20 protein-coding genes are annotated in these 25,549 nt (G+C 44.9%); 11 read left to right on the forward strand and 9 right to left on the reverse strand.

Annotation, left to right across the window (positions count from 1 at the left end; genetic code table 11):
• Positions 1-246: 246 nt before the first annotated feature.
• Together QFZ51_RS05200 and QFZ51_RS05205 are read right to left on the reverse strand one after the other, a co-directional pair.
• On the reverse strand, positions 247-705 hold the full coding sequence (locus QFZ51_RS05200) for a hypothetical protein (RefSeq protein ID WP_429043858.1): 459 nt from the start codon (positions 703-705) through the stop codon (positions 247-249).
• Between the two features lie 221 nt (positions 706-926).
• Positions 927-1,124 carry a hypothetical protein gene (locus QFZ51_RS05205; RefSeq protein WP_429043861.1) on the reverse strand — a complete coding sequence of 66 codons (198 nt, stop codon included), beginning with the start codon at positions 1,122-1,124 and terminating at the stop codon, positions 927-929.
• Between the two features lie 91 nt (positions 1,125-1,215).
• On the opposite strand from QFZ51_RS05205, the gene QFZ51_RS05210 reads away from it, so the two are divergent.
• Together QFZ51_RS05210 and QFZ51_RS05215 are read left to right on the forward strand one after the other, a co-directional pair.
• Positions 1,216-2,544: an AAA family ATPase gene (locus tag QFZ51_RS05210; RefSeq protein WP_429043862.1), complete on the forward strand. Its 1,329-nt coding sequence runs from the start codon at positions 1,216-1,218 to the stop codon at positions 2,542-2,544.
• Positions 2,545-2,549: 5 nt separating this feature from the next.
• On the forward strand, positions 2,550-3,770 hold the full coding sequence (locus tag QFZ51_RS05215) for a tetratricopeptide repeat protein (protein ID WP_429043864.1): 1,221 nt from the start codon (positions 2,550-2,552) through the stop codon (positions 3,768-3,770).
• A gap of 84 nt (positions 3,771-3,854) precedes the next feature.
• On the opposite strand, the gene gyrB is transcribed toward QFZ51_RS05215, so the two are convergent.
• Both gyrB and QFZ51_RS05225 read right to left on the reverse strand, forming a co-directional pair.
• A complete protein-coding gene (gene gyrB, locus QFZ51_RS05220; protein ID WP_429043867.1) occupies positions 3,855-5,837 on the reverse strand; it encodes a DNA topoisomerase (ATP-hydrolyzing) subunit B in 1,983 nt (660 codons plus the stop codon).
• Between the two features lie 123 nt (positions 5,838-5,960).
• The gene (locus QFZ51_RS05225) at positions 5,961-7,640 is read right to left on the reverse strand and encodes a hypothetical protein (RefSeq protein WP_429043870.1); all 1,680 of its coding nucleotides are present in this window, start codon (positions 7,638-7,640) and stop codon (positions 5,961-5,963) included.
• Positions 7,641-7,758: 118 nt separating this feature from the next.
• On the opposite strand from QFZ51_RS05225, the gene QFZ51_RS05230 reads away from it, so the two are divergent.
• Together QFZ51_RS05230 and QFZ51_RS05235 are read left to right on the forward strand one after the other, a co-directional pair.
• Positions 7,759-8,721, forward strand: a complete 963-nt coding sequence (locus QFZ51_RS05230; protein ID WP_370909235.1) for a helix-turn-helix domain-containing protein — start codon at positions 7,759-7,761, stop codon at positions 8,719-8,721.
• A gap of 139 nt (positions 8,722-8,860) precedes the next feature.
• A complete protein-coding gene (locus QFZ51_RS05235; RefSeq protein ID WP_429043873.1) occupies positions 8,861-9,712 on the forward strand; it encodes a hypothetical protein in 852 nt (283 codons plus the stop codon).
• Positions 9,713-10,173: 461 nt separating this feature from the next.
• Here the strand turns inward: QFZ51_RS05235 and QFZ51_RS05240 are convergent, their stop codons facing one another.
• Entirely contained in the window at positions 10,174-10,638 is a 465-nt protein-coding gene (locus QFZ51_RS05240; RefSeq protein ID WP_370909237.1) for a PepSY-like domain-containing protein, read from the reverse strand.
• A gap of 257 nt (positions 10,639-10,895) precedes the next feature.
• On the opposite strand from QFZ51_RS05240, the gene ileS reads away from it, so the two are divergent.
• Together ileS and QFZ51_RS05250 are read left to right on the forward strand one after the other, a co-directional pair.
• Positions 10,896-14,222, forward strand: a complete 3,327-nt coding sequence (ileS, locus tag QFZ51_RS05245; RefSeq protein WP_429043876.1) for an isoleucine--tRNA ligase — start codon at positions 10,896-10,898, stop codon at positions 14,220-14,222.
• 6 nt (positions 14,223-14,228) lie between these two features.
• A complete protein-coding gene (locus QFZ51_RS05250) occupies positions 14,229-15,272 on the forward strand; it encodes a TraR/DksA C4-type zinc finger protein (protein WP_429043878.1) in 1,044 nt (347 codons plus the stop codon).
• 76 nt (positions 15,273-15,348) lie between these two features.
• Here the strand turns inward: QFZ51_RS05250 and QFZ51_RS05255 are convergent, their stop codons facing one another.
• Both QFZ51_RS05255 and QFZ51_RS05260 read right to left on the reverse strand, forming a co-directional pair.
• Positions 15,349-16,863: a glycosyltransferase gene (locus QFZ51_RS05255; RefSeq protein WP_429043881.1), complete on the reverse strand. Its 1,515-nt coding sequence runs from the start codon at positions 16,861-16,863 to the stop codon at positions 15,349-15,351.
• 215 nt (positions 16,864-17,078) lie between these two features.
• Positions 17,079-18,911, reverse strand: a complete 1,833-nt coding sequence (locus tag QFZ51_RS05260) for an ABC transporter ATP-binding protein (protein WP_429043884.1) — start codon at positions 18,909-18,911, stop codon at positions 17,079-17,081.
• Between the two features lie 197 nt (positions 18,912-19,108).
• On the opposite strand from QFZ51_RS05260, the gene rbfA reads away from it, so the two are divergent.
• Both rbfA and QFZ51_RS05270 read left to right on the forward strand, forming a co-directional pair.
• Positions 19,109-19,489 carry a 30S ribosome-binding factor RbfA gene (gene rbfA / locus QFZ51_RS05265; RefSeq protein WP_370909242.1) on the forward strand — a complete coding sequence of 127 codons (381 nt, stop codon included), beginning with the start codon at positions 19,109-19,111 and terminating at the stop codon, positions 19,487-19,489.
• A gap of 43 nt (positions 19,490-19,532) precedes the next feature.
• Positions 19,533-20,756: an FtsX-like permease family protein gene (locus QFZ51_RS05270; protein WP_429043886.1), complete on the forward strand. Its 1,224-nt coding sequence runs from the start codon at positions 19,533-19,535 to the stop codon at positions 20,754-20,756.
• 83 nt (positions 20,757-20,839) lie between these two features.
• Here QFZ51_RS05270 and QFZ51_RS05275 read toward each other — a convergent pair whose 3' ends face one another.
• A complete protein-coding gene (locus QFZ51_RS05275) occupies positions 20,840-21,676 on the reverse strand; it encodes a transketolase (RefSeq protein ID WP_429043889.1) in 837 nt (278 codons plus the stop codon).
• Positions 21,677-21,839: 163 nt separating this feature from the next.
• On the opposite strand from QFZ51_RS05275, the gene QFZ51_RS05280 reads away from it, so the two are divergent.
• Positions 21,840-22,982, forward strand: a complete 1,143-nt coding sequence (locus QFZ51_RS05280; protein WP_370911256.1) for a glycosyltransferase family 4 protein — start codon at positions 21,840-21,842, stop codon at positions 22,980-22,982.
• A 107-nt stretch (positions 22,983-23,089) separates the two neighbouring features.
• The gene (frr, locus tag QFZ51_RS05285; RefSeq protein ID WP_370911255.1) at positions 23,090-23,653 is read left to right on the forward strand and encodes a ribosome recycling factor; all 564 of its coding nucleotides are present in this window, start codon (positions 23,090-23,092) and stop codon (positions 23,651-23,653) included.
• Positions 23,654-23,743: 90 nt separating this feature from the next.
• Here the strand turns inward: frr and QFZ51_RS05290 are convergent, their stop codons facing one another.
• Entirely contained in the window at positions 23,744-24,631 is an 888-nt protein-coding gene (locus tag QFZ51_RS05290; RefSeq protein WP_429043892.1) for a DMT family transporter, read from the reverse strand.
• Positions 24,632-24,749: 118 nt separating this feature from the next.
• Between QFZ51_RS05290 and QFZ51_RS05295 the strand changes: the two genes are divergently transcribed.
• Positions 24,750-25,496, forward strand: a complete 747-nt coding sequence (locus tag QFZ51_RS05295; protein WP_370911253.1) for a PPK2 family polyphosphate kinase — start codon at positions 24,750-24,752, stop codon at positions 25,494-25,496.
• Positions 25,497-25,549 lie beyond the last annotated feature (53 nt).

A 25,549-nucleotide genomic window follows, 5' to 3' on the forward strand; every position in this document is an offset into this window, starting at 1 on the left:
TACGGAATTGTTAAGAAGTGCATAAAACATCCTGAAAAGGAGCTATTGATAGTCTTTTTGTGTTAAAATACTATCAGAAACGAGGCATTTGTTTGATTTCAATGTTAACAGTCGCTAAAATTGAGATAGGAATTAATTGTTAACCCAGGGTAAACAACAAACAATATAATATAACCTTAACGTGCCTACGAAGTAAAAAGCCCCGCCTTTAAAGGAGGGGCATGTGAGAAAGTTCATCAAATGTGTTTAGTAAATCCCGACTTTAAAAGCCCCGTCCGTTAAAGGTTTTTCTGTTTCACCACTTATTAATACACCGGAGAATGTTCCCTCCGCGTGTTTACTATTAATGCTCGTTATAATTACTTTGATATTTTTACTCAGGTAACCCGGCTCTTTTTCCTGGATATTCATCAGCGACATTTCTACATCTTCTATATAAGTACCGGCTTTCAGAGAATCCGGAAAGGTGATCATCAGTTCCATATGATGGCCGAAGTTATTGGTAACACCATCTACTACCAGGGTCTTTTTGCCGGCGTATACGGTATCAGTGAGGTATGCCTCTGTGGCGTTGGACTGGTATTGAACACCGTCCATTTTAAAGGAGAAGCTGCTGACCGGTGTGGTCTCATTTTTTTTATCACAGGAACAAAGCACTGTTCCTAAAGCGGCAATAACGGCAACCATTAAGAATTTCATTCTCATAACATTAAGTTTAGGCATGCCGTTGTTGATGAACGAAACCAGTGCCGGCTGCTTTCTGTGCAGCCGGCAATTAATTTAATTTGACATAGGATACTGGTTAGGTTCTGTTGGCATAGGGATAATAGGCCTGCAATATATATAAATATTTATTAATTAAATAAAATATATATAGATAAGGGATGGTTCATTGTTTCTTCCCGGCAAGTTGCACCAGAATGATTTCATTGCCGTATAAATCCAGGAAATGCAGGAAGGTGGCTTCGGGTGTATTCACCGGGCGACGGGGCCATATGCAGGTACCTTTGTCCGTTTGTGGTGGTATCATACAACTTATGGAAGCCCGGTTTGCTTTCATTAAAAGCAGCAGCCTCATCGTAGTTGTGGATCAGTATTACTACCCTGCCAAGTGTATTTTTCATATGCGTGGGGATTTAGGCACAATTAACACTTTTTTTGCGGCCGAATTGCGTATTATTACGGGGTTACTGAATAATTAAACAGAAGCACATTATGTCATCGGAAGTAATAAAGCAATTACAGGAGGCGGTGCAGTTTTCGCCGGAGAATGTGCCTTTACGTATGCATCTGGCGCAGGTACTGCTGCAGGATTATGAATATATCGCCGCAGAAGAACAATACAGGAAAGTACTGGAACTGTCGTCATCCAATACCGCTGCTCAGCTTGGGCTGGCGCGCACTTTTTATCATCAGCACAAATATTCCGCTGCCATTGTGGTCCTGGAGCAACTGGAGAACCGTGAACCGGATCATTTCGATGCGCTGTTGCTGCATTGCCGTATCCTGGTGAAGGAACAATCTATGCCGCCGGCAAAGGAAATATACCAGCATTTACTACAAATAAATCCGGGCTTCCGTGATGAAGCGTTAGACGGGCTTTTCCGGGTAGCCCAGCAACCCTCCGTTTCTTTTAACGGAGAAGATGAGGAAGAGGAAGAAAGCGAGAGCCTGTTCATGCTGGAAAAACCTGAAATTAATTTTTCAGATGTAGGCGGTATGGAAAGAGAAAAACAGGAAATAGATCTGAAGATCATCAAGCCTCTGCAGTTCCCTGATCTTTATAAAGCTTATGGAAAAAAAGCCGGTGGCGGCATTTTACTGTATGGCCCCCCGGGATGTGGGAAAACCTACCTGGCTAAAGCTACAGCCGGGCAAATACAGGCAGAATTTATCAACGTAGGCATTCATGATGTGCTGGATATGTGGGTGGGTACCAGCGAAAAAAATCTGCATAGCCTGTTTGAGCTTGCCCGTCAGAGTAAGCCCTGTGTTTTGTTTTTTGATGAGGTAGATGCTTTAGGCGCCAACCGTGCGGCACTCCGGCAGTCGGGCGCAACGCATATTATAAACCAGTTCCTCGCAGAAATGGATGGTATTGCCGCCAGCAATGAAAATATTCTCATTATCGGCGCTACCAACGCTCCATGGAGCCTTGATCCCGCATTCCGCCGTCCGGGCCGTTTCGACCGGATCATTTTTGTGGCGCCACCGGAAACGGAAGGCAGGGAAGAAATCCTGAAGCTGCAGTTACGCAATAAACCCGTAAGCGATATTAATTACAACGCCCTCGCAAAGGCCACTCCGGGTTACTCCGGCGCCGACCTCAAAGCAATTGTAGATATTGCGATAGAAGAAAAACTGCTGGAAGCCCTGCAAAAAGGCGTACCGCAACCTATTACACAGAAAGAATTATTAAAAGCCGCTAAAATACATAAACCCACCACAAGGGAATGGTTTAATACTGCCCGTAATTATGCGCTGTATTCAAATGAAACCGGTCTTTATGATGATGTATTGAAATACCTGGATATTAAGAAATAACGTTTATGGCTGTATTAATTCAGCGCGCTCAGATTTTAGTTCAACAAGGCCGCTTCCAAGATGCCTTTGCTGCTTTACGTCAGCACCTGAGCACCAATGCCCATGATACCGACGGATTGTACCTGCTGGCGATCTGCTACCTGGAAACAGGCAACACCGCAGAAGCAACACAAATAGCAAGCAATACCCTCAGCTTTGCTCCATACGACGATCGTTTCCTGTACCTGTTGTCCAGGATTGCTTTTGCAAAAAATCAGTTTAATGAAGCTATCAGGACCATCAGCAATGCAGTAGCTATAAATCCCTACCGGGTGAATTATTTTGCTATGTGGAGCCAGATTTTGTTGTCGAGGAAAGAATATGAAGCCGCACTTCACAAGGCGGAAGAAGGATTGGCGATTAGCCCGGAAGATGAAGCCTGCCTTAATCTCCGTTCCCATGCCTTGTTCCGGCTGGGAAAAAAGGAAGAAGCTTTTTCCAACCTGCATGAAGCACTGGAGCACAATCCTGAGAATGCTTATACCCACGCCAACCTCGGGCAGAAGTGGCTGGAAGCCGGTGATCACCGTAAGTCGCTGGAGCATTTCAGGGAGTCATTGAAACTGGATCCTAATAATGAATGGGCGCGCCAAGGTATGGTGCAGGCCATGAAAGCACGGTACTGGCTGTACCGGCAGTTCCTGAACTACGCTTTTTTCATGGCGCGGCAAAAAGCCCGTACGCAATGGATCATTATCATCGCCATTTTTATATTGACGCAGATCGCCAGCCAGGTGTTCTTCCCGGTGTACGTGCTGTTGGCATTCCTGGCGCTTTCTACCTGGCTGATTACGCCGGTGAGCAACCTGTTCCTGCGCCTCAATCCATACGGCAGGTATGCGCTCAGTAAAGAGCAAACACAGGTGTCTAATGTAGTGGGGATCCTGTTGTGCGTGTCGTTAGCGGCAGGTGTGGCGTTTCTGTTTACTCACTTGCAGGGATTGCTGGCATTGTGTCTTTGCAGTGGCATCATGTTGCTGCCTGCGGCAGGATTTTATATACCGGAAAGCAAAAAGAACCGCCGGATAATTACATGGTATACGGCGGGACTGGCGCTGCTGGGCGTATTGGGCACTGTGCTGGCATTCATCATTAATGATGCCTTTAATATAGTGGTTACCGCTTTGCTGATAGGTGTGTTCCTGTACCAGGTGCTGGCAAATTATATTCTTACGAGAGAAGGATAAAGAGATTATTTCAGAAGATAAACAAAAAATCCTGCCGTTTCAGCGGCAGGATTTTTTGTTTATAACTATAACGTATATACGTAATTAAGCATCAATCTTGGCATACTTCGCATGTGATTCGATGAACGCCCTGCGTGGAGGAACTTCATCACCCATCAGCATACTGAATACGCGGTCTGCTTCAGCAGCGCTTTCAATGGTTACCTGTTTCAGGGTACGGTGTTCCGGGTTCATGGTAGTATCCCACAGCTGTTCTGCGTTCATCTCACCCAAACCTTTATAACGCTGAATGGTTACGCTGTCTTCCTTACCGCCGCCAGCGAGCCTTTGGGTCGCTTCTTTACGCTGTTCTTCTGTCCAGGCGTAAGTTTGTTCTTTACCTTTCTTCACGAGGTACAGAGGTGGTTGTGCAATGTACACGTAGCCCTGTTCCACCATTGCTTTCATATAACGGAAAACGAAGGTCAGGATCAGTGTGGCAATGTGACTACCATCCACGTCGGCATCCGTCATGATGATGAGCTTGTGATAGCGCAGTTTGGAAAGGTTCAGTGCTTTATCATCTTCTTCTGTACCGATGGTAACGCCCAGTGCGGTAAAGATGTTTTTGATTTCATTATCCTCGTAGATCTTGTGCTCCATTGCTTTTTCCACATTGAGGATTTTACCACGGAGCGGCAGGATGGCTTGGTAGTTACGGTTACGTCCCTGTTTGGCCGTACCACCTGCGGAGTCTCCTTCGACAAGGTACAGTTCACATTTGGTAGGATCGTTATCGGAGCAATCGGCCAGTTTACCTGGTAAGCCGCTGCCAGTCATTACGCTTTTGCGTTGTACCAGCTGACGTGCCTTACGGGCAGCCTCACGGGCCTGTGCCGCCAATACTACTTTATTGATGATCTGTTTGGCTTCACGTGGATTTTCTTCCAGGAAGGCATCCAGCACAGCCGCAACAGAACTGTCTACCACGCCCATCACATCGGAGTTACCGAGCTTGGTTTTAGTTTGACCTTCAAATTGCGGTTCAGGAACTTTCACGCTGATAATAGCGCTCAGTCCTTCACGGAAGTCGTCGCCTGTAACTTCGATCTTCGACTTCTCAAACATTTTATTTTTATCACCATAAGATTTAAATACACGGGTAATAGCACGGCGGAAACCGGCTACGTGTGTACCTCCTTCAATGGTGTTGATATTATTTACGTAGGAGAAAATGTTTTCGCTGAATGCGTCGTTGTATACCAGCGCAACTTCTACGGCTACATTTGAAATCGGCTCATGTACTTCTACATAAATAGGATTCAGCAATATCGGGTTGCGACGGCCATTTTTGTCGAGCATCTGTATAAACTCGCGGATGCCACCTTCACTGTAGAAAGTTTCAGAGAAGAAGTTACCTTCTTCATCTTTTTCACGTTCGTCGGTTAAAGTAATCTTGATTTTGCGGTTCAGGTAAGACAGCTCACGTAAACGACCGGCAAGGATTTCACGGTTGTAGGTGGTATCTTTAAAAATCTCGCCATCGGGTTTAAAGTGAATGGTGGTTCCGGTTACTTCACTGGTACCTATTTCACGTGCAGGATACTGTGGGGCGCCACGGTGAAATTCCTGTTCAAATAATTTGCCTTCACGTTCTACGGTTACATAAAGCCTGTCGCTCAATGCGTTCACGCAACTCACACCCACACCATGCAAACCTCCGGACACCTTGTAGGTGTTCTTGTCAAATTTACCGCCGGCGTGGAGTACTGTCATTACTACTTCCAGGGCAGAACGACCCTCCTTGGGAATGATGCCGGTTGGAATACCACGGCCATCATCCTTTACACGGATGGAGTTATCTTCCAGGATGGTAACATCAATATTTTTGCAGTACCCGGCCAATGCTTCATCGATAGAGTTATCTACTACCTCATAAACAAGGTGGTGGAGACCCTTGACGCCAATATCGCCGATATACATGGCCGGACGCTTCCTAACGGCTTCCAGTCCTTCCAATACCTGTATACTCCCTGCATCATATCCGTTGCTGCTGGGGCTGGGTGCTTGCACTAATTCTTCGCTCATATGTTGGTGTAAAATCTATTAGAAATAAAATCGGTAGACAATCATGCAAATGTACGAAAAATAAGCCTCATTTCCACAAAAGAAGGGCTGTTTTTATGCGGTGAGGATCCACCATTTTTTCCACTAGAGATTTCCAGCACCAGCAATGTCTTTTACGCCTGTAAATAAAGTTTTCCACACCAGGTTAAAAAAAGACTTCTTGATGTCTCGGGTATAGGTAACATCGGCCGTGCGGGGTTTTTCGTCTTTGGATGGGTTTTCCGACTTGATTACCAATGCGTTAGCCACCAGGCTGATGAGTCCTTTACGTTTAAACCCATCGTGATCCTTATTTTGCTTTAAAACGGCAATTTTAAGATTTTGATACAGCAGTTTTACATGGCCTCTGGCGCTTCGCTCACCTCCGTTGATAGTAAAGGTCAGGTCCTGGATATCGCAAGACCTGATTTCGATTTTGCCCATTGGCTGGGTAATTACATTCAGATCTTTGCCGTTCATATTACTCAGCCGGCCGGAAACACCAAACCGGCCACCCTTTTCGTTCAGCACAAAATCGAAACGGGCAGTGAGTTTTCCGCTTTTCATAAATACCGCGTCAAGGTCGGCCGTGAGGTGCTTGTTTTTGGCCACCAGGCTATCGATATTGGTGATGTTGCGGAATAAACCATGTACATGACTGAAATCGATATACCCGGTTTGTTCGGTAACCGGGCTCAATTCCGTATACCTGATGTCAACATTATTGCCGGTAAGCGTATCTATATTTATGGGAACATCCAGCTTTGCCAGCAACTGGTGGGGATATTGGCCCAGTTTATTGCCGGGAGGCATAGGCATCATACGGTTCCTGTAAATGTCTAATCTGCCATTCTGAATATTTACCCGGTCGGCCCAGATCTGTTGTTCCTGTAACAACAGGCGGGGATTAAGGTTACGCAGACTTATGTCGTTAAACACTACTTCAAACCGGTCTTGCTGTACGCCTGTCTTTTTCTGGAAGGCCGTTTTATCGTAGCGGGGTTGCAGTTCAAACCTGCCCACATGCAGGGTACGTTCCGCCGCATCGTACCGTATTCCGCGAATATACATCCAGTAAAGACTATCCCGCGTCCGGTTCATATAGTCCTTCATCCCGATTTCGTAATTGCGGGCGTATAAAAAACGGGTGGGGTCGTCCAGGGCAACTGAGTCTATCAGGAAATCATTGATCCGGACCCTCAGATTGTGGAATTGATGGATCACCCGGGAAGAATCTTTCCGGGTAAAAATATATTTGAAATTGGTGCTGTCCAGTACCAGTTTGCCTATGAAAATGGATTTCATTTTGGCCGAGATATTCTGGTAGGCCGTTTTCGGGGTACTGGTATCTTTTACGGTAGCATTTTGATCCAGGATAATACTGGGACCCGTTACAGTAAGGATTCCTGCGTTGAGATGCTTCCCAAAGAAGTAACGCCACGGCTTAAAGTACCTGAGTTCCAGCCGGTCAACGCTGATGGTGTAAATATCGGCCGGCGCCCTTTGTTGTGCCAGCAGGCGCTGATATACCGCAGAATCGGCCGTCATACTGGCTTTATCGATAGTGACACTGCCGGAAAGTACGTCCAGGTGCAGGTCTTTGAACTTAACGGTATACAAACTGTCCGACAAATCGGTCACATAGTCCTGAAGCTCCCGTTTCAACAACTTATTCCAGTGTTGATTGAGATACCAGCCTGTACCCACTACCAGCAGGGTAAGTATACCGGCTACAATGAGTATGATTTTTACCAGTCTGCGGATATTAAAGCCATTTTTTGCCATCCCTAAAGGATATACGAAATTTATACCAAGTAAATCGCTGTTTTAAGGGGAGAAGGATAGTTGTGTTTGTAACTGTATTGTCAAAACGTATTTGTTTAAAAAACGAATCACTAAATTTGTGACTTCTATAACAGCACGGCGTTTAAAAACAGATAAAGTGAAAGAAATACAGGAAATATTGTCTTTGGCCATTCCGCAGCCCGCGATGAGCGACCAGTTACAGCTGGCGGAGCAGGATAGTGTGTCAGTACCTGACTGTCTTGATTTTACCTTACAACGTTTTACTTACGATAAGCCGTTACCTGTTGAAGATGTGGCGATGGTCATTTACCAGCCGGCCAAAAGGGGGCAATCTGCCGCCATTGAGCTCCGGTATTGCGTTGCCGGCAGCAAGTATTGTAAAAACCCTTCCTGTACCGATCAGCTTTGTTCAGAAGGAAAGAAGGAAGCCTGCAATGACAGGGTGCCATCTGTAGATCTTATCACCGTTCGCTTCCAGCCTGCATTCATCCAATCGCTGCAAAAGGGTACCACTACCTTTTCCTTATTTGAAAATCAGTCCCGCAAACCTTTCGTGAAAACCATCCAGCCCTGTACGAAGTCAAAATCCGTACTGGAAACAATGGTACATCACGATTACGAGGGCATGCTGAAAAATATATTCCTGCAAAGCCGGGCGCTGGACCTGTTACTATACAGCTCCGACCAGTTTATGCAGAACGACACCGACGAACGCTATGGTTGCCGCTTCCTCACCCACCTGGAAGACCGTGAAAAAATAGAGAATGCCCGGGGTATCCTCCTGGAGCAGCTGGACTCTCCTATTACCATCAGGGACCTGGCCCGCCGGGTAGCCATGAACGAATGCTACCTGAAGAAAGGCTTCAAAGCCATGTACGGCACCACCATATATGATTACTTCCAGAAAGAGAGAATGGAAAAGGCCAAGGGGCTTTTATATGAAAAGGGGATGTCTGTTTCTGAAGTAGCTATGCTGATGGGGTATTCCTGCATTTCCCACTTCTCCACTGCCTTTAAAAAGCACACGGGGCTGAAACCCTGTGAGCTGTTGCTGCGCTAAACAACAGCTTCTCCTTTCTTTCTACGTCACTTCTATGATTTTTCCGTAAGGTGAAGTACTTCTGCGTTAATAACCTAACTATCTTCATATAATCTTTAATCATCTGTTCAAACTCATAGCAGATGATAAAACAGCACACATGTTGAATGACATCTATATATATGAAAACAGGGATCTCATCTATTTAAAATTATATGAACGAAAAGCTCGGCGTTTAAGCCTGAACATTACAGTACTTGGTCCTGATAAGTTGAAAGGCAACGCCAGGTATGAGAAATTCCTGTCTCTTTATGAACATTATAGTGTCAATTCGTTTGGGTTTGAAGTAAGTTGTTTCGCCCGTTATTTCGCCATTGCGGAAGCCCATAAAAGTGAGGATGCTTTTATTCTTTCCGACTCAGACATTTACCTGGTAAACAACCTGCAGCACATCCGGGAAGATACATCGCTGCAAGGCATATTTATAGGGAGTGAAGGGTTTTACGGAGAAGGCAGCGAACACCAGATTTCGCCACATTTTTCGTTCTGGAATAAAGCGCTGATCAATAGTTTTACTGATTACCTGCTGGAAACCTATGAGAGAAATAAGCAGGATCATTTCCTGGCCAGGCATTACGAAATGCAGCAGGAAAAGATAGGAAGAACGGCTATTTCAGATATGACCCTGCTCTATATGTGGGTAAAAGAGAAGGGAATTCCCTACCTGAACTCCAATGCCATCGGTAATTCACTGGGCATTGACCATAACATTTCGGCTGTTTACAGCGAAAACGGCGTTTACCAGTCCTTTGGCGACAGGAAGGCGATCACTTTAAAGGGAGAGACTGTGTATTGTAGGTCTATCGACGGAAGGGTGCAACCTATGTCTGTATTACATTTCCAGGGTGAATATAAGTGGGTTTTGAAGTATTTCTACCAGGGATCGCTAGCCCGGTTTTATTGGTTTACCGTTTCCCGGGCCCTGAAAAGAGGTTTGAAGCTGGGCAAATGAGCTGGTATTTTCCCTTTTCGATCATTTGTTTTCCCGATTTGGAAAATGGAAGATGAAATATAGGTGTTTCTTTGTAACACGATAGGCAGATATCCATTTGCGTTTCCTATAAGCTTCCTTATCAGATTTGACCTTGGAAGAAGCTTGGCTGGCAAAGTAAGTAAAGCCATAAATCATACTTGCATGAATATCAAACACCATTGAAGTGCAATATGCCAGAAAAGTTTCTACCAGATTTTATAAAGTCGTTCGCTTCTGCGGGCGACTTTTTTTGTTTGGATAAAGCAACCTGCTGATATGTGGTTGTGGAATTTGCAGGTTCTACCGTTGGGAAAAATTCACATGTTGGGAAATGATAGCCTGCAAAAACAGAAGTGAGGAGTCGTAACAAATAAAAAACCCCGCCCAAAAGAGCAGGGTCTGTCCTATTTATCCCTATACCTATGAAATACTTGTTTGTGTTATTCAGTGATGGTACCAGCTTCATTCAGCAACACTGCCTTGTCCGTACCGTTATCCTGAATATTGATTTTGTAGTATGCAGCTACATCTGATCTCTCAATTTTCCAGCCATCTTTTATGGTTGCCGCCGGATATTTTGTTTTCAGTGTACCAGCCACTGATTCCGGAAGGTTTTGAGCATCATACGCGCTTCTTGTGGCAACCCATTTGCCATCTGCATCATACTCTGCAATTGTGTTTATATTGTCTTTTTGGAAACTCGCTGTCCAATGTCCCGCACTTGTCTTTGTCCACTTAGCAGCCGCTGTTCCCGCAAAATTCTGATCAAAAGAACTCTTAACTGCCTCAGGTGCTTGCACCGCTTTGGCAACTATCTTTGTTTTTTTAACTGATTTTTTTTGCTGTGCAAAAGTTATGCCGGAAGTGAATAGAACCGCGCAAAATATTAACGTCAACTTTTTCATACTCGATATGGTTTTTTCCGTTGGGCTAAAATTAACTACTAGGTTTTTCTAATTCTTCCTGGCAAGTTAGCTAAAACAATGCCAAAAACGCAGCTTCTATATTCTTTATTGCAAATTACAAAAAAAACAATAAAAAATATTCAAAAAGCATGGGTTTTTAGCAAAGATGCCTATTTAGGAGCCAGCGTATTTTCTTAACTTCGCACAATTTTAATCAATTATTGTCTAAATAACATCAAAGGGCGGGGAATTGTTTTATGTCCAGCAAATATCAGGAATATAACCAGTTGAATTTACCTCAGATAGAGAAAGATATACTGCAACACTGGGAGCAGCACCAGGCTTTTGAAAAGAGTGTGGACGTGCGCGAAGGCGCCACTCCTTTTGTATTTTATGAAGGACCTCCAAGCGCCAATGGCTTACCCGGCATTCACCATGTTATTTCACGTACATTAAAAGACCTGGTATGTCGTTATAAAACGATGCGCGGATACCAGGTAAAGCGTAAAGGCGGATGGGATACCCATGGTTTGCCGGTGGAACTGGGTGTTGAAAAAACTTTAGGGATTACCAAAGAAGACATAGGTAAAAAGATTTCTGTTGCTGAATATAATGATACCTGCCGCCGGGAGGTATTGAAATATAAAGATATGTGGGATGACCTGACCCTGAAAATGGGATACTGGGTAGACCTGAAAGATCCTTATATCACTTTTGAGAATAACTATATTGAAACACTCTGGTGGTGTCTTCAAACGCTTTATAAAAAAGGATTCCTGTATAAAAGTGTAAGCATCCAACCTTACTCGCCCGCGGCTGGTACCGGCTTGAGTTCCCATGAACTGAACCAGCCCGGCACCTATAAGGATGTAAAGGATACTACGGTAGTGGCGATGTTTAAAGCCCAAAAGGCAAGTAATTCCCAATTCCTTTTTGATGCTGCGGGATCAGATGAGGTGTTTTTCCTGGCCTGGACGACCACTCCCTGGACTTTGCCATCCAACCTGGGTTTAACAGTGGGGGCTAATATAGAATATGTATTGGTAAATACTTTTAACCCTTATACTCACCTGCCGGTAAATGTGATAATGGCAAAAGTGCTGTTAGGCAAATATTTCAAAGCAGAAGGGGAAAACGCTGACCTTGCAGCTTATCAGGAAGGCGATAAAGTAATTCCATGGAAGATACTGACCAGCTTTAAGGGCAGTCAGCTTGAAAATATCCGTTACGAACAGTTATTGCCATTCACCCAGCCGGAAGAAGGCGATCCGTTCCGTGTACTCCTCGGTGATTTTGTTACCACGGAAGATGGTACTGGTATCGTTCATACCGCGCCTGCTTTTGGTGCTGATGATAACCGGGTGGGTAAGAAATATGGGATAGGCATTTTAACACTGGTAGACCGGACCGGTAAGTTTACCGAGAATGTGGGTGAATTTTCAGGCAGATATGTAAAGAACTATAAAGATGATCCCGATTACAAAGATGTAGACGTGGATATCGCTGTGAAACTGAAGAAGGAGAACCGTGCATTTAAAGTAGAAAAGTACGAACATACTTATCCGCATTGCTGGCGTACTGATAAACCAGTGTTGTATTACCCGCTGGATGCGTGGTTTATAAAGACTACTGCGGTAAAAGACAGAATGGTAGAGCTGAATAAAACGATCAACTGGAAGCCGGCTTCCACCGGTACTGGTCGTTTTGGCAACTGGCTGGAAAATATGGTCGACTGGAACCTCAGCCGCAGCCGTTACTGGGGTACGCCGCTGCCTATCTGGCGTACTGAAGATGGCACGGAAGAGATCTGTATCGGTGGTATTGAGGAACTGAATGCCGAAATCCGCAAAGCGAACCAGGTGTTGGGTGGAGATGTGAATAAGTCTTATCTCCATGAAGGTATCCTGGATTTACACAAGCCCTATGTGGATGATATTATCCTGGTGAGCCCGTCGGGTAAACCAATGCGTCGTGAGCCTGATTTGGTAGACGTTTGGTTTGACAGTGGCGCGATGCCGTATGCGCAGTGGCATTACCCTTTTGAGAATAAGGAACTGATAGATAAAGGACAGGCATTCCCCGCTGATTTTATTGCGGAGGGAGTAGATCAAACCCGTGGCTGGTTCTATACTTTACACGCCCTGGGTGTGATGCTTTTTGATAGCGTAGCGTATAAAACAGTAGTTTCCAATGGATTAGTGCTGGATGCGAAAGGGCAGAAAATGAGTAAACGCCTGGGTAATGTGGTAAACCCGTTTGAGACCATTGAAAAGTTTGGGGCAGATGCCACCCGTTGGTACCTGATCACCAATGCTTCGCCCTGGGATAGCTTAAAGTTTGATGTAAAAGGTATAGGGGAAGCGCAGCGCAAGTTGTTCGGTACCCTGTACAATACATATAATTTCTTTGCTATGTACGCCAATCTTGATAAGTTTACTTTCAAGGAAGCATACATTCCTTTAGAAGAACGCCCGGAAATTGACCGGTGGATTATTTCCGTGTTGAACACCCTGGTAAAAGACGTGACCAGCAGCTTTGACGATTACGAGCCTACGCAGGCAGGCAGAGCAGTGGAGCGGTTTGTGGATGAGCAGCTGAGTAACTGGTATGTGCGGTTATGCCGCCGCCGGTTCTGGAAGGGAGAATATGAGCATGATAAGATTAGTGCTTACCAGACATTATATGAATGTTTGGAAAAAATTGCACAATTGATGGCCCCGGTTTCCCCATTTTTCACCGATTGGTTGTTTAACAACCTGAACAGTGTGAGTGGCCGCAGCAAGGCTACTTCCATCCACCACACTGATTTTCCGGCGATAAATGAGGGTGCGGTAGACCTTGATCTGGAAGAAAGGATGCAGCTGGCGCAGGATATTTCCTCGCTGGTATTATCCTTGCGTAAAAAGGTGAACATTAAAGTTCGCCAGCCTCTGCAGAAGATTTTAATTCCGGTGGCAAATGGCAGGATGAAGGAGCAAATAGAAATGGTAGCCGACCTGATAAAAAGTGAAGTTAATGTCAAAGGGATTGATTATCTTACGGAAACGGAGGGTTTTATCAAGAAAAAGATTAAGCCTAACTTCAAGTCCCTCGGTGGTAAAATGGGAGCAAAGATGAAATCTGTAGCAGCCGCAATCAGCGCGTTTACAGAGGCAGAAATTACCACCATTGAGCGCGACGGCCATTTCAACCTGGTTGTAGAGGGAGAGCAGTTGCAAATCCAACTCTCTGACGTTGAAATCATTTCCGAAGACATTCCGGGATGGACAGTAGCTAATAAAGGCGCCTTAACGGTAGCGCTCGACGTTACTATTACTCCACAGTTGCAAGACGAAGGTAATGCCAGGGAACTGGTAAACCGGATACAAAAGATCCGTAAGGATAGTGATTTTGCTTTGACTGACAGAATTGACGTAACGATTGAAAGTGTAGACACGCTCAAGTCGGCCATTGTGAACTATAATGATTATATTTGCACGGAAATTTTGGCAGATAGCCTGGAATTAGTGGAGCGATTACAAGATGGTACAGAAATAGAGGTAAATGACCTTAAATTTAATGTATTAGTTAACAAAAAAAGCTAATCCCCCATGGCAACAAAAAAGAAGGTTGCTAGTAAAACGACCCAGAAAGCAGCTCCGGCTAAAAAGACTGTGGCAAAGGCATCACCAGCGAAGAAAGCTGTTAAACCTGCTCCGGTAAAGAAAGCGGCGCCTGCTCCAAAAAAAGCAGCTGCAAAAGCAGCCCCTAAAAAGGCGGCCCCTAAAGCAGCAGCAAAACCAGCAGCCGGAAAAGCCGTGGTAGCTAAAAGCACTGCCAAAAAAGTCGCTCCGGCGCCTAAAAAAGCAGTGAAAAAGGCCTCTGCCTTACCAAACAGTAAAACATCATCCGTCAAGAAAGTTGCTGTACCTGCGAAATCGACCGTTAAAAAAGAGCCTGCTGTAAAGCAGCAAGTGGTAACGAAAAGTGTTTCCGCTGAAAAAGAGAAACCATTTATTTCTAAGTCAGAAGAAAAAGAACTTAAAACGATGGCAGTAAAGAAAGCAGATACTAAGGTAGAAGTTGCTAAGGAGAAAGAATCCACAAAAAAAGCAGCCGAAAAGCCTGTTGTTAAGGCTGAAAAGTCAGTAAAGGCGGAAAGATCCGAAAAACCCGAAAAAACTGAAAAATCTGAGAAAAAAGGTGGAAAAGCTACCCTGGTAACTTATCAACCTGAATTCACCAAGTCAGTGCTGGATCAACCGGCACAACCTACTGGTCCTATATACAGATATAGTGATTCAGACCTGCAGGAGTTTAGAGAATTGATCCAAAAGAAGCTGGAATCAGCTAAAAAGGAGCTCATCTATCTGCAAGGCCTGATCACCCGTAAAGACGAGGCCGGTACCGACGATACAGAGAACAAATACATGAGTATGGAAGATGGCAGCGGCTCCCAGGAAAGAGAGCAACTGAACCAGATGGCCAGCCGTCAGATCCAGTTCATTGATCACCTGGAAAAAGCAATGATGCGTATTGAAAACAAAACCTATGGTATTTGCCGCGTAACCGGTAAACTCATAGATAAAGCACGCCTCAGGGCAGTTCCTCACGCTACATTGAGCATTGAAGCTAAACTGGCTAAAAGTAAATAGTCTTAGTACTAATTAAGACAGAAAAGGCGCAGCGGTTATCCGCTGCGCCTTTTCCTTTATAGCTGAATGAATATCATCAACAGGTGGCCATCTCTTTTTTATTACGTATTTGTCGCACAGCGAAGTAAATTAACCCAGCTCCAGCCAAACCTATCAGGCTGCCTACTCCAATTGTACGCGCTTGCTTTTTACTGATAGCCGGCAATTTAATGCCAAACTTCGCCGGGCTCGCCTGCGCAATATCCAACAGGGGCGCTAATGATAAGCCGCTGATAATTTTATCGGCAACCTTTTCTACAACATTGCCCGGATACTGTGGACAAAAAGCAACGCCGATGCCGGCCTCCGTTAATAATTTACTGTCCCGTTTTCCATCTCCCACATAAATGATATTTTGTGTATTAATATGATACTGCTGCGCGATGTAGGGAAACATATTACTCCGGGAGTATTCTTTTCCTTTCATAAAGTAGTCTGCAATAGTAAACTCGCCGGTAGCCACGCTGTTAACCAGGTGCAGCTTATTGGCAAATACGAAATCCATTCCCAGCTGATTCTTGATATGACGGGCTACGGTACCAAACCCGTCGGTGATCAGGCCAACAGCATAACCCCTTTTTTTCAGTTCACGCACTATTTCGCGGATGCCGGGTACCAACGGAATGGCATCCGCTACTTCCAGTAATTCTGCAATATTGCGTCCTTCAAAAAGTGTGGCTTTTAAATGTAATGTAGTTACCGGATCATGCCCGGAAGATTCAATTTCCTGTAGCCCTTCCTCCTGTCCGAAGGCCACTGCAGCCCATTGCATGTAGTCTTGTGTAAACACGGCATGGTCCAGGTTAAAGATGACCATCTTCTGCAGTTTATCAATAGACTCGAGGATGGAATACTCCATTTGCTCCCGTATCAGGTTAATGTTGCCCAGTGTTTCAAGATTTTCCTGTGGTATATTTTCCGCTTTGCGGAGAATAGTGCGGGATACTTCTCTCGACATTTTGCTCAGCTGTTCCCAGGTTTGCATGGCATTTTCCACCTTCCCGATATTTGCTTCTGTGATACGGGCGCCCAGGTGATGCATATCTATCAGCAGACCGATATCCACGCCATAATCGTTCTCAAAATGCACACGGGAAAGGAATGATTTGCGCGCAGCAATCATCCCGCTGAGCGGTTGCTGGAAATGAGCAATCTCGGGGAATAATATACTCAGCAGTGGCTTGGCCACCAATTGGGTGACCCTGCCTGCCTGCCTTTCAAAGTAGGATTTGACGAAGTCGGCTTCATCTTTTTCGATAGGACCAGTTAATAGGTCTATAATATTGTCGGGGTAAGTCAGAATGTCGCCATCTACATAGGCAATAATATCGTGTTTGGCAGCCATCATACCTTCCCGCATAGATATTCCCTTCCCGCGCTGGCTGCTGGTAATCACTCTCACATGTTCTTTCATCGCCTCTTCCACTGTGTTATCTGTAGAATTATCGTCTACTACAATGATCTCAATTTTCCGGGACGTTTTCTTTACGGTTTTAATAACCTGGCGTATGGTAGCACCTTCGTTTAATACAGGAATTACGATAGATATCATAGGAGTTCGCTATGTTAAAGGTTAAAAAATAAGTGCTGCAAAGAGCTGGTGTTGGCATTGTCAGGGCGCTTCAATAACAAAAACCATACCTATTACGGGTTTTCGATAAGAAGAAAATGTTACCGAAAGCCATGCGGAGACTGGTTAAACGGGCACGTTCCACTTTTGAGCGGAACGTGCCACATTTACGTATATTCTTTAACGTTAGTGATTATCTATTTAAATTCCTGCATTTCCACCAGTTTGTGATAGATGCCGTGTTGTTTCAGCAATGCGTCGTGCGTACCACGTTCTTTGATTTCACCGTGATCCATTACAATGATTTCACTGGCATGTTGTATAGTGCTCAACCGGTGGGCAATCACAATAGTGGTGCGGTTTTGCATGAGTTTATCCAGTGCAGCCTGCACCAGTTTTTCGGACTCGGTATCGAGTGCGGAGGTGGCTTCATCCAATATGAGGATAGGCGGATTTTTGAAAATGGCACGTGCAATGGTAAGTCGTTGACGCTGGCCCCCGCTGAGTTTCAGCCCACGGTCGCCGATAATGGTATCATAACCGTTGTCCAGGTGTTCAATAAATTCATGCGCATTGGCAATCTTTGCAGCGGTGATTATAGCGTCCCTGTCGGCATTGGGCTGACCAAAAGCAATATTGTTCAGCACTGTATCATTAAAGAGAATGGCTTCCTGTGATACAACGCCGATCAGGCTGCGAAGATCATGCACTTTCAGGTCGCGTATATCGGTGCCGTCTATACGAATTTCGCCCTCATTTACATCATAGAAGCGTGGTAAAATATCTGCCATCGTGGATTTTCCTGCACCACTGCGGCCTACCAGCGCTACCATCTGTCCTTTATTAATAGTAAGCCGGATGTGTTTCAGCACATATTGCTGTTCGTATTTAAAGGAAACATCATCGTATTCCACGCTGGTGTTAAACCCGCTCACAGCGCGTGCATTCGGCTTTTCGTGGATGGTTACCGGGGCGTCCAGTATTTTGAAAATCCTTTCACTGGCTACCATTCCTTTTTGTATCGTGGTAATGGAAGTAGATACATTTTTTGCCGGCTGCATGATCTGTGAATAGAAAACGAGGTATGTCATGAAAGTGGCACCGGTAAGCAGTTCGCTGCCGGATAATACCAGGCTGCCTCCATAAATTACCAGGATTACAATAACGATCACGCCTAATATTTCAGAAATAGGAGAAGCGAGTTCGCGCTGGTTGTACATCGATTTGCTCACTTTCACAAACCGGTTGTTTACCTCGCCAAATTTATTTTTCATGAAACGCTCTGCTGTGAAGGACTGTATGATCCGGATACCGCTAAGTGTTTCTTCTGTTACCGAAAGAATTTTTCCTAACAGGTCTTGGCTGAATTTTCCTTTTAATTTTAATTTCTTGGATACATAAGATATCAGCAGGCCGGAGATAGGAAAAAATACAATCGTGAACAGGGTGAGTTTTACGGAAAGATAGAACAGTGCCGCGAAGTAGCCGATTATAATGAACGGGTCGCGCAACAGTGTTTGTATGGCATTGATTACGCTGTTTTCTATTTCCTGTACATCGTTGGTCATGGAAGAAAGCAAATCTCCTTTTTGCTGATCGCTGTAAAATGACAGTGATTGCTGCGTAAACTTTTCATAGAGGCGTATACGTAGCCGGGAGAGTACGGTCATTTTAAGGCGTACCATTACCCTGGCGCTCATGTAGCGACCGAAGTTGGCAATTACGATACACACGCCTATCACTGCACAAACGAAGTACAGGGCGCTTTGTTTGGAGCCGCTGGCCCTGATAAAGTTGTAAAAGTAATAGTTGAACAGGTCTATAAAATAATTGATAGAAAAGGTGAAATGTGGTTCAGGGAGTGCCTGGGGAATTTCGCCCACCTGGTTGAAAATAACGGTCAGTAACGGGATCAGCATAGCAAAATTGACCATACCGAATATGATACCTATAAAGGTATATATAACATATTCCGGCAGATAATGGTGCAAAGGCGTGGCAAATCTTAGTAATCGCTTGAATGTCTTCATTCCTGGTAGTCTGTTTAACTTGCTGGCAAAAATAGTATAATTAAGGTATGAGGGGGTGTAAATGCGGCTATTCTTTCCCGGAAATGGTTAATTTCGCAACTGACGGGCTGCTGGCAGCCGGTTATGGTTTGGCGGGGCGGGGTAATTATGTTATTATCGTACGCAGACTGTTTTACTAACGATTAAAACTGAATGAGATGCAGGAAACTAAAAGGCAGAAACAAATAGGACAACTTGTGCAGCAGGAGCTGAGTGGTATTTTTCAGCGGTTGGGATTTAATGTAGTGGAAGGGGGAATGATATCTGTTGCTGCCGTGAAGATGACCCCAGACCTGCTGGAGGCGAAGGTATACCTGAGTATGTTCCAGATCAAAGCCCCTTCGGAGATGCTGGAGCGGATCAAGGAAAGAATGGGTGAGATCAAGAAGTTACTGGGAATAGGATTAGGCAAACAATTGCGCAGGATCCCCGAGTTGAGCTTCTTTTTGGATGATACACTTGATTACGTGTTTAAGATGGAAGAGTTATTCAAGAAAATCAAGGAAGATGACGCCAATATCAAGGATGGCAAGAAATAAGGGTTACGGATTCTTTATTCTTCATTCGTAATTCTACAAATACATGGTTTGGCAATTTGCTTCCCGTTACTTCCGGGCCAAAAAATCTACCAATGCTATCAATATCATTGCCTGGGTAAGTGTGGTGGCAATTGCAGTTGGCGCTGGCGCCCTGATTGTGATACTGAGCGTGTTCAACGGCTTTGAGGGCCTGGTAAAATCCCTTTATTCCTCTTTTTACCCTGCAGTGAAAATTGCGCCGGTTACCGGTAAAACAATTATCCTCACGCCTGCGCAGCTGCAGCAAATAGCAGCGGTGCCGGGTGTAGCCCATTTCTCCCGGGTAATTGAAGAGAAGGCGGTACTCCGCTATGGTGACGAGCCTACGATTGCCGTATTGAAGGGAGTGGACAGCAGTTATAACTATGTTACCGATGTAAAAAGCAATATTATCCGCGGACGTTTTGACACCGGCGACAGTGTGGCCTACCGGGCAGTGCTGGGATTGGAGCTGGAAGGTGCGCTGGGCGTGGATGTAGTGCATAGCATTGCACCTGTAACCGTATATCTTCCCCGCCGGAATGTGAATGCTTTTGTGACCCCGGAGGATGCGCTTAACAACGGCGTTTTATATCCTGCCGGAACTTTTGCGATTCAGCAGGAGTTCAACAGTAAGTATGTTATTACAAACATTGAATTTTTACGGAGCCTGTTGCAGATGGGGGCCGATGAGATGTCGTCGCTGGAAATCGGGACACGGGCAGGGATAAACGATAATGTGCTGAAAGTGCAACTGGAAAAGTTGCTGGGCGGCCGGTATAAGGTGCAAACCCGGTATGAGCAGAATCAGTCGCTATATGCCATCATGCAAACAGAGAAGTGGGCAGTATATGTGATACTTAGTTTTATTATGATCATTGCCGCTTTTAACATGATTGGGTCGTTATATATGCTGGTGATTGAAAAACAGAAAGATATTACGATCCTGAAGGCGATGGGGGCACGTAAGTCGCTGATTATGCGTATTTTCCTGGCCGAAGGATTGATTATTGCCGGTATTGGAACGGTGCTGGGCTTTGGGCTGGGAATCACCTTTTGTTTGTTGCAGCAGCATTTTGGGATTATTAAGCTGGAGGGGACTTCTTTCCTGGTGGATTCATACCCTGTGAGCATGCATGCGGCAGATTTCGGGTTGGTGTTTGTTACGATTATTGTGATAGGCGTGGCTGCCAGCTGGTATCCGGCGAGAAGGGCAGCGGTGGAAGCGATTACCTTGAAGGCAACCTGATATGGACTCATTAAGATATTAAAAAAAAGAGGCGCATGAATTCATGCGCCTCTTTTTTTTAATATCTTAATGAGTAACTGCTATTAGTAGTCGCCTAAAGTTTCCGGTAACTGAGCCAGTGCTTTGGCCAGCTGGTCGTCGCTGGGGGCGATACCGTGCCATTCGTGGTGACCTTCCATGAAGTCAACACCCTGACCCATAACGGTTTTCATGATGATGGCAATGGGTTTACCCTGACCGGTAAGGCTTTTAGCTTTTTCCAGTGTGGCAACAACATCATCCATATCATTACCATTCATGTGAAGTACGAGCCATCCGAATACCTCGAATTTGGCGCCTACGTCGCCAAGGCCGGCAACATCATCAGTAGTCCCATCAATTTGCTGACCGTTCAGATCAACAGTGATGATAAGGTTATCTACTTTATGATGAGGAGCAAACATTACAGATTCCCAGATTTGTCCTTCTTCCAGTTCGCCATCTCCGTGCAGGGAGAATACGAGGTTTTTATCGTTATTGAGTTTTTTTGCAAGCGCAGCGCCGATTGCCACACTCATGCCCTGGCCCAGGGAGCCGGAAGCAATGCGTACGCCCGGTAAGTGTTCATGGGTGGTAGGGTGGCCTTGCAGGCGGGAGTTCAGCTTACGGAAAGTGCTCAGTTCCTGTACGGGGAAATAGCCGGAACGGGCAAGTGCGCTATAGAACACCGGGGAAATGTGGCCGTTGGACAGGAAAAACAGGTCCTGGTTTTTACCATCCATATCAAAAGGTTCCGGTTTATGATCCATTACCTTGAAATACAAGGCAGTCAGGAAGTCGGCGCAACCTAATGAACCTCCTGGGTGACCGCTTTGAACGCCATGTACCATCCGTACAATATCTCTCCTTACCTGAGTAGCAATATCTTTGAGCTGTGGCATGATAGTTGTTAATTTTTGTGCCGCAAAACTAATAGAATTTCGTAGATTTTGTGGCTGTTGAATGTTTTTTTTGCGATCTCAAAGTATTAAAAAAGTTGATTTTTTTAACGTTTCTTTTCATATTTCGTTGAAATTAATATCTTTGCACAATTAAGCCCCACTAATGGAGAATGTATTAATTGCTACCGTCCTAAGTTTTGTTGTTACCTATTTTTCTATTCCAATACTGATCAGAGTGGCGGAATTAAAGCACTTATACGACGAACCGGACGAAAGAAAGACGCATAAACAGCGTATACCAACGCTGGGAGGAATCGGTTTTTTCTCCGGATTTATAATTGCCACGGCTATCTGCGTACCCGCGTTAGCCAATTCGCCATTTCAGTACATGATGGCGGCGTTCTTTATCATTTTCATGGTGGGCATGAAGGATGATATCGTAGGGTTGTCTCCGTTAAAGAAATTAATCGGGCAGCTGGCGGCATCTTTCGCTATTATTTACCTCGGCAATCTTCAGATAACCAGCATGTATGGCTTCATGGGAATTTATGCCATGCCTCCGAATATCAGCCTGATGCTGACTTATTTTACTTTTATAGTGGTAATCAATGCTTTCAATCTGATAGACGGCGTAGATGGCCATGCCGGTAGCATCGGATTGTTGGTGAGTGCCGTGCTTGGTGCTTATTTCCTGCATGTGGGTGAAATCACTTATGCCGTAATAGGCTTCGCATTGGCGGGTGGATTAGCCAGTTTCCTTATATATAACATTTCTCCTGCCCGTATTTTTATGGGAGATACGGGATCCTTACTGATAGGCCTGGTAAATGCGGTGCTGGTACTGAAATTTATTGATGTGGCTGGCAATCCTGCCGGTAAAATGCCTATCGGGGCTACACCAGCTGTAGCATTTGCTATCCTGATCGTACCTTTATTTGACACCTTACGCGTATTTGCGGTTCGTATGTTACAGGGAAGATCTCCTTTCTCTGCCGACAGGAACCATATCCATCATTACCTGCTGGACCTGAAGCTCAATCACAGGCAAACCACGCTGGTTTCTGTAGCAATCAATGCCACCTATATCGTTGGTGCATTTGTGTTACAGGGAATGGGCGCTACCTGGCTGCTAATGGTTGTAATAGGTTCTGCTACCTTTTTTACAGGGGTATTGTACCTGGCACGCCGGAAGAAACTGGCGGTGAAGGCTATTCCAGAGCCGGTAATACAGCCAGCAGTGGCAACAGCAAAAGAAGCCACCAAAATATTGCGTGTTACAACAGAGGGTGTATTACAAGATAAATAATCCTTTTGTTGTGGTTATTTGTAAGCATTTCTACTTCCATTATCAGGGCGTTACTTTGACGATTAAAAGAAAACCTGTAGGTTTGCACGCACTTAACTATTTATGTTATGCAAGATGATCTAACGCTTATCATTGATGAGGCAGCGGACTCGATGAAGAAAGCTATCGGGCACCTGGAATCGGAACTTACAAAAATCAGAGCCGGGAAAGCCAATCCGCAAATACTGGATGGTATTTTTGTTGACTATTATGGTGCACCAACTGCACTGAACCAGGTTGCTAATGTAAGCATTGCAGACGCCCGCACCCTAACCATTCAGCCCTGGGAAAAAAATATGCTGCAGCCTATTGAAAGAGCCATTATTGCATCTAATATTGGTCTCAATCCTCAAAACGACGGGGTTATCATCCGTTTATTCCTTCCGCCATTAACCGAAGAACGCAGAAAAGAATTTGTGAAAAAGGTGAATAACGAAGGTGAACAGGCAAAGGTAGCCATCAGAAATATCCGCAGGGATGCTATTGAAGCAGTTAAAAAGTTACAGAAAGACGGTTTAAGTGAAGATACTGCCAAGGATGCGGAAGCCGATATCCAGCAATTAACCGACAAGCACATTACGCTGATCGATAAGCATTGCGAAGTAAAAGAGAAAGAAATTATGGCTATTTAAAAAGTATAGCCTGAAAATATTGTAGCGGAGATATTAACGGATACCGATCCTGTTAATATCTCCGCTCCTTTTAGTGATGAGCAGCATGCCTTATTTTGCTGTAGACACCCTGTTGGCCCTGTTTACGAGATACACCCCCAACAAAATAATGCCCATGCTTCCCAGCTGAATCAAGGTAATTGTTTCATGTGCCAGCAAGCCCCATCCCACGGCTACTAACGGTAACGCATATGCTACCATAGAGGCCAGCATAGACCCCGCTCTTTTGATGAGCAGGAAAAAGAGCACAGCTGCCACGCCGGTTCCCATCACACCCAGTACCAGGCCTGCGGAAAGTGAGCGCCAGGGCGCATCCGGTTGGGAAAACTGTGGAAAGAAGTTACTGTACCACAGAATCGGAAATGTGAACACGGCACAAAAGAACATAGCCAGAGATCCCAGCTGCAGAGAACTGAAGCCCTGCAGCTTATGATGTACCATGCTGATATTTACGCCGTAGCTTACTGTAGCCAGGATTACCAGCAGCGCATAATACCAGTGGCCATTTGTATTGATGCCTTTGGCAGCGAACAGTAATACTACCCCGGCCAGCCCTACGAAAATGCCGGTGAGCTGCGCTTTTTTAAATGGACTTTTAAAGATAATGATACCGGAAAGCAGGGCCATTAACGGCGTTAAGGCATTAAGGATACCCGCCAGGGAGCTGTCGATTTCTGTTTCTGCCAGGCAAAATAGAAAAGCCGGGATACCGTTGCCCAGGATGCCGGAAAGTATAATAAGGGGAAGTTTATTTACGGGTGTTTGCCTGAATGCCTTTGGTAAAAAAGGCGAGAGGGCTACGCCGGCAGCCACCAGTCTTAAACTGGCCACCTGGTACGAAGTAAATGATTCCAGGCCTATTTTCATCAATATAAAGGAGCTGCCCCATGTGAGTGATAACAGGAGAAACACTCCCCAATGGGCGAAACGTTGGTGCATAGCTGTTGTTTTTCGAGTACAAAGGTGCAGGTATCCTTCATATTCAGCAAAATATAAATCATGATAACGCAACACTTCTGTCCCGATTTTGTTAAATTTATTTATAAGAATACGCTACATGGGTAAAATCAAATTGTCTGCTATCAGTACATCGGCTCCCAAAAAGCTGGATAAAGAAACAATAAAGGCAGTAACCCGGGAAATTCTGGAGGAGCTGGATGAACTCCAAAACCTGCTGTATGCACAGCATAAACACTGTGTATTGCTGGTAGTACAGGGAATGGACGCCAGCGGGAAAGACGGCGTAATCAAAAACGTTACCGGTACCTTAAATCCGCAGGGCTGCACGGTCCACTCTTTCAAAGCACCCAGCCCCGAGGAATCAGAACACGATTTTTTATGGAGGATACATCAGCATGCGCCGGGTAAAGGCATGATCCAGGTGTTTAACCGCTCACATTACGAAGATATTCTTATCCAACGCGTACACAAGTGGATAGACGATAAGATGGCCTTTAAGCGGATGGATGCCATCAACGATTTTGAAAAATTGCTGACGGTTCATAATAATACGCACATCATAAAATGTTACCTGCATGTATCACAGGAAGCCCAGCAGCAGCGCCTGGTAGAACGGACAGAAGATCCCCGCAAGATGTGGAAATATAACGAAAATGACCTGACAGAATCAAAGCTTTGGAATAAATATATGGATGTTTATGAAGATGCAATTAACCACTGTAATTATGTGCCCTGGCTGATTGTTCCGGCAGATCAGAACTGGTATAAAGAATACCTGATTGCGCTAACGTTGAGGGATACACTGAAATCATTAAAGATGAAATATCCCCGGTTAAAGAAATAATAGCTTAATAATTAACGTGTTCGGGTATTATGCTTTAATTTTGTTCACTTATT

Source organism: Chitinophaga sp. W3I9, from assembly GCF_050434025.1.
GTDB lineage: Bacteria > Bacteroidota > Bacteroidia > Chitinophagales > Chitinophagaceae > Chitinophaga.

Coding starts and splice junctions, on each gene's coding strand:
- QFZ51_RS05200 (WP_429043858.1), bottom strand. CDS start 705: ATGAGAATGAAATTCTTAATGGTTGCCGTTATTGCCGCTTTAGGAACA.
- QFZ51_RS05205 (WP_429043861.1), bottom strand. CDS start 1,124: ATGAAAAATACACTTGGCAGGGTAGTAATACTGATCCACAACTACGAT.
- QFZ51_RS05210 (WP_429043862.1), top strand. CDS start 1,216: ATGTCATCGGAAGTAATAAAGCAATTACAGGAGGCGGTGCAGTTTTCG.
- QFZ51_RS05215 (WP_429043864.1), top strand. CDS start 2,550: ATGGCTGTATTAATTCAGCGCGCTCAGATTTTAGTTCAACAAGGCCGC.
- gyrB (WP_429043867.1), bottom strand. CDS start 5,837: ATGAGCGAAGAATTAGTGCAAGCACCCAGCCCCAGCAGCAACGGATAT.
- QFZ51_RS05225 (WP_429043870.1), bottom strand. CDS start 7,640: ATGGCAAAAAATGGCTTTAATATCCGCAGACTGGTAAAAATCATACTC.
- QFZ51_RS05235 (WP_429043873.1), top strand. CDS start 8,861: ATGTTGAATGACATCTATATATATGAAAACAGGGATCTCATCTATTTA.
- QFZ51_RS05240 (WP_370909237.1), bottom strand. CDS start 10,638: ATGAAAAAGTTGACGTTAATATTTTGCGCGGTTCTATTCACTTCCGGC.
- ileS (WP_429043876.1), top strand. CDS start 10,896: ATGTCCAGCAAATATCAGGAATATAACCAGTTGAATTTACCTCAGATA.
- QFZ51_RS05250 (WP_429043878.1), top strand. CDS start 14,229: ATGGCAACAAAAAAGAAGGTTGCTAGTAAAACGACCCAGAAAGCAGCT.
- QFZ51_RS05255 (WP_429043881.1), bottom strand. CDS start 16,863: ATGATATCTATCGTAATTCCTGTATTAAACGAAGGTGCTACCATACGC.
- QFZ51_RS05260 (WP_429043884.1), bottom strand. CDS start 18,911: ATGAAGACATTCAAGCGATTACTAAGATTTGCCACGCCTTTGCACCAT.
- rbfA (WP_370909242.1), top strand. CDS start 19,109: ATGCAGGAAACTAAAAGGCAGAAACAAATAGGACAACTTGTGCAGCAG.
- QFZ51_RS05270 (WP_429043886.1), top strand. CDS start 19,533: ATGGTTTGGCAATTTGCTTCCCGTTACTTCCGGGCCAAAAAATCTACC.
- QFZ51_RS05275 (WP_429043889.1), bottom strand. CDS start 21,676: ATGCCACAGCTCAAAGATATTGCTACTCAGGTAAGGAGAGATATTGTA.
- QFZ51_RS05280 (WP_370911256.1), top strand. CDS start 21,840: ATGGAGAATGTATTAATTGCTACCGTCCTAAGTTTTGTTGTTACCTAT.
- frr (WP_370911255.1), top strand. CDS start 23,090: ATGCAAGATGATCTAACGCTTATCATTGATGAGGCAGCGGACTCGATG.
- QFZ51_RS05290 (WP_429043892.1), bottom strand. CDS start 24,631: ATGCACCAACGTTTCGCCCATTGGGGAGTGTTTCTCCTGTTATCACTC.
- QFZ51_RS05295 (WP_370911253.1), top strand. CDS start 24,750: ATGGGTAAAATCAAATTGTCTGCTATCAGTACATCGGCTCCCAAAAAG.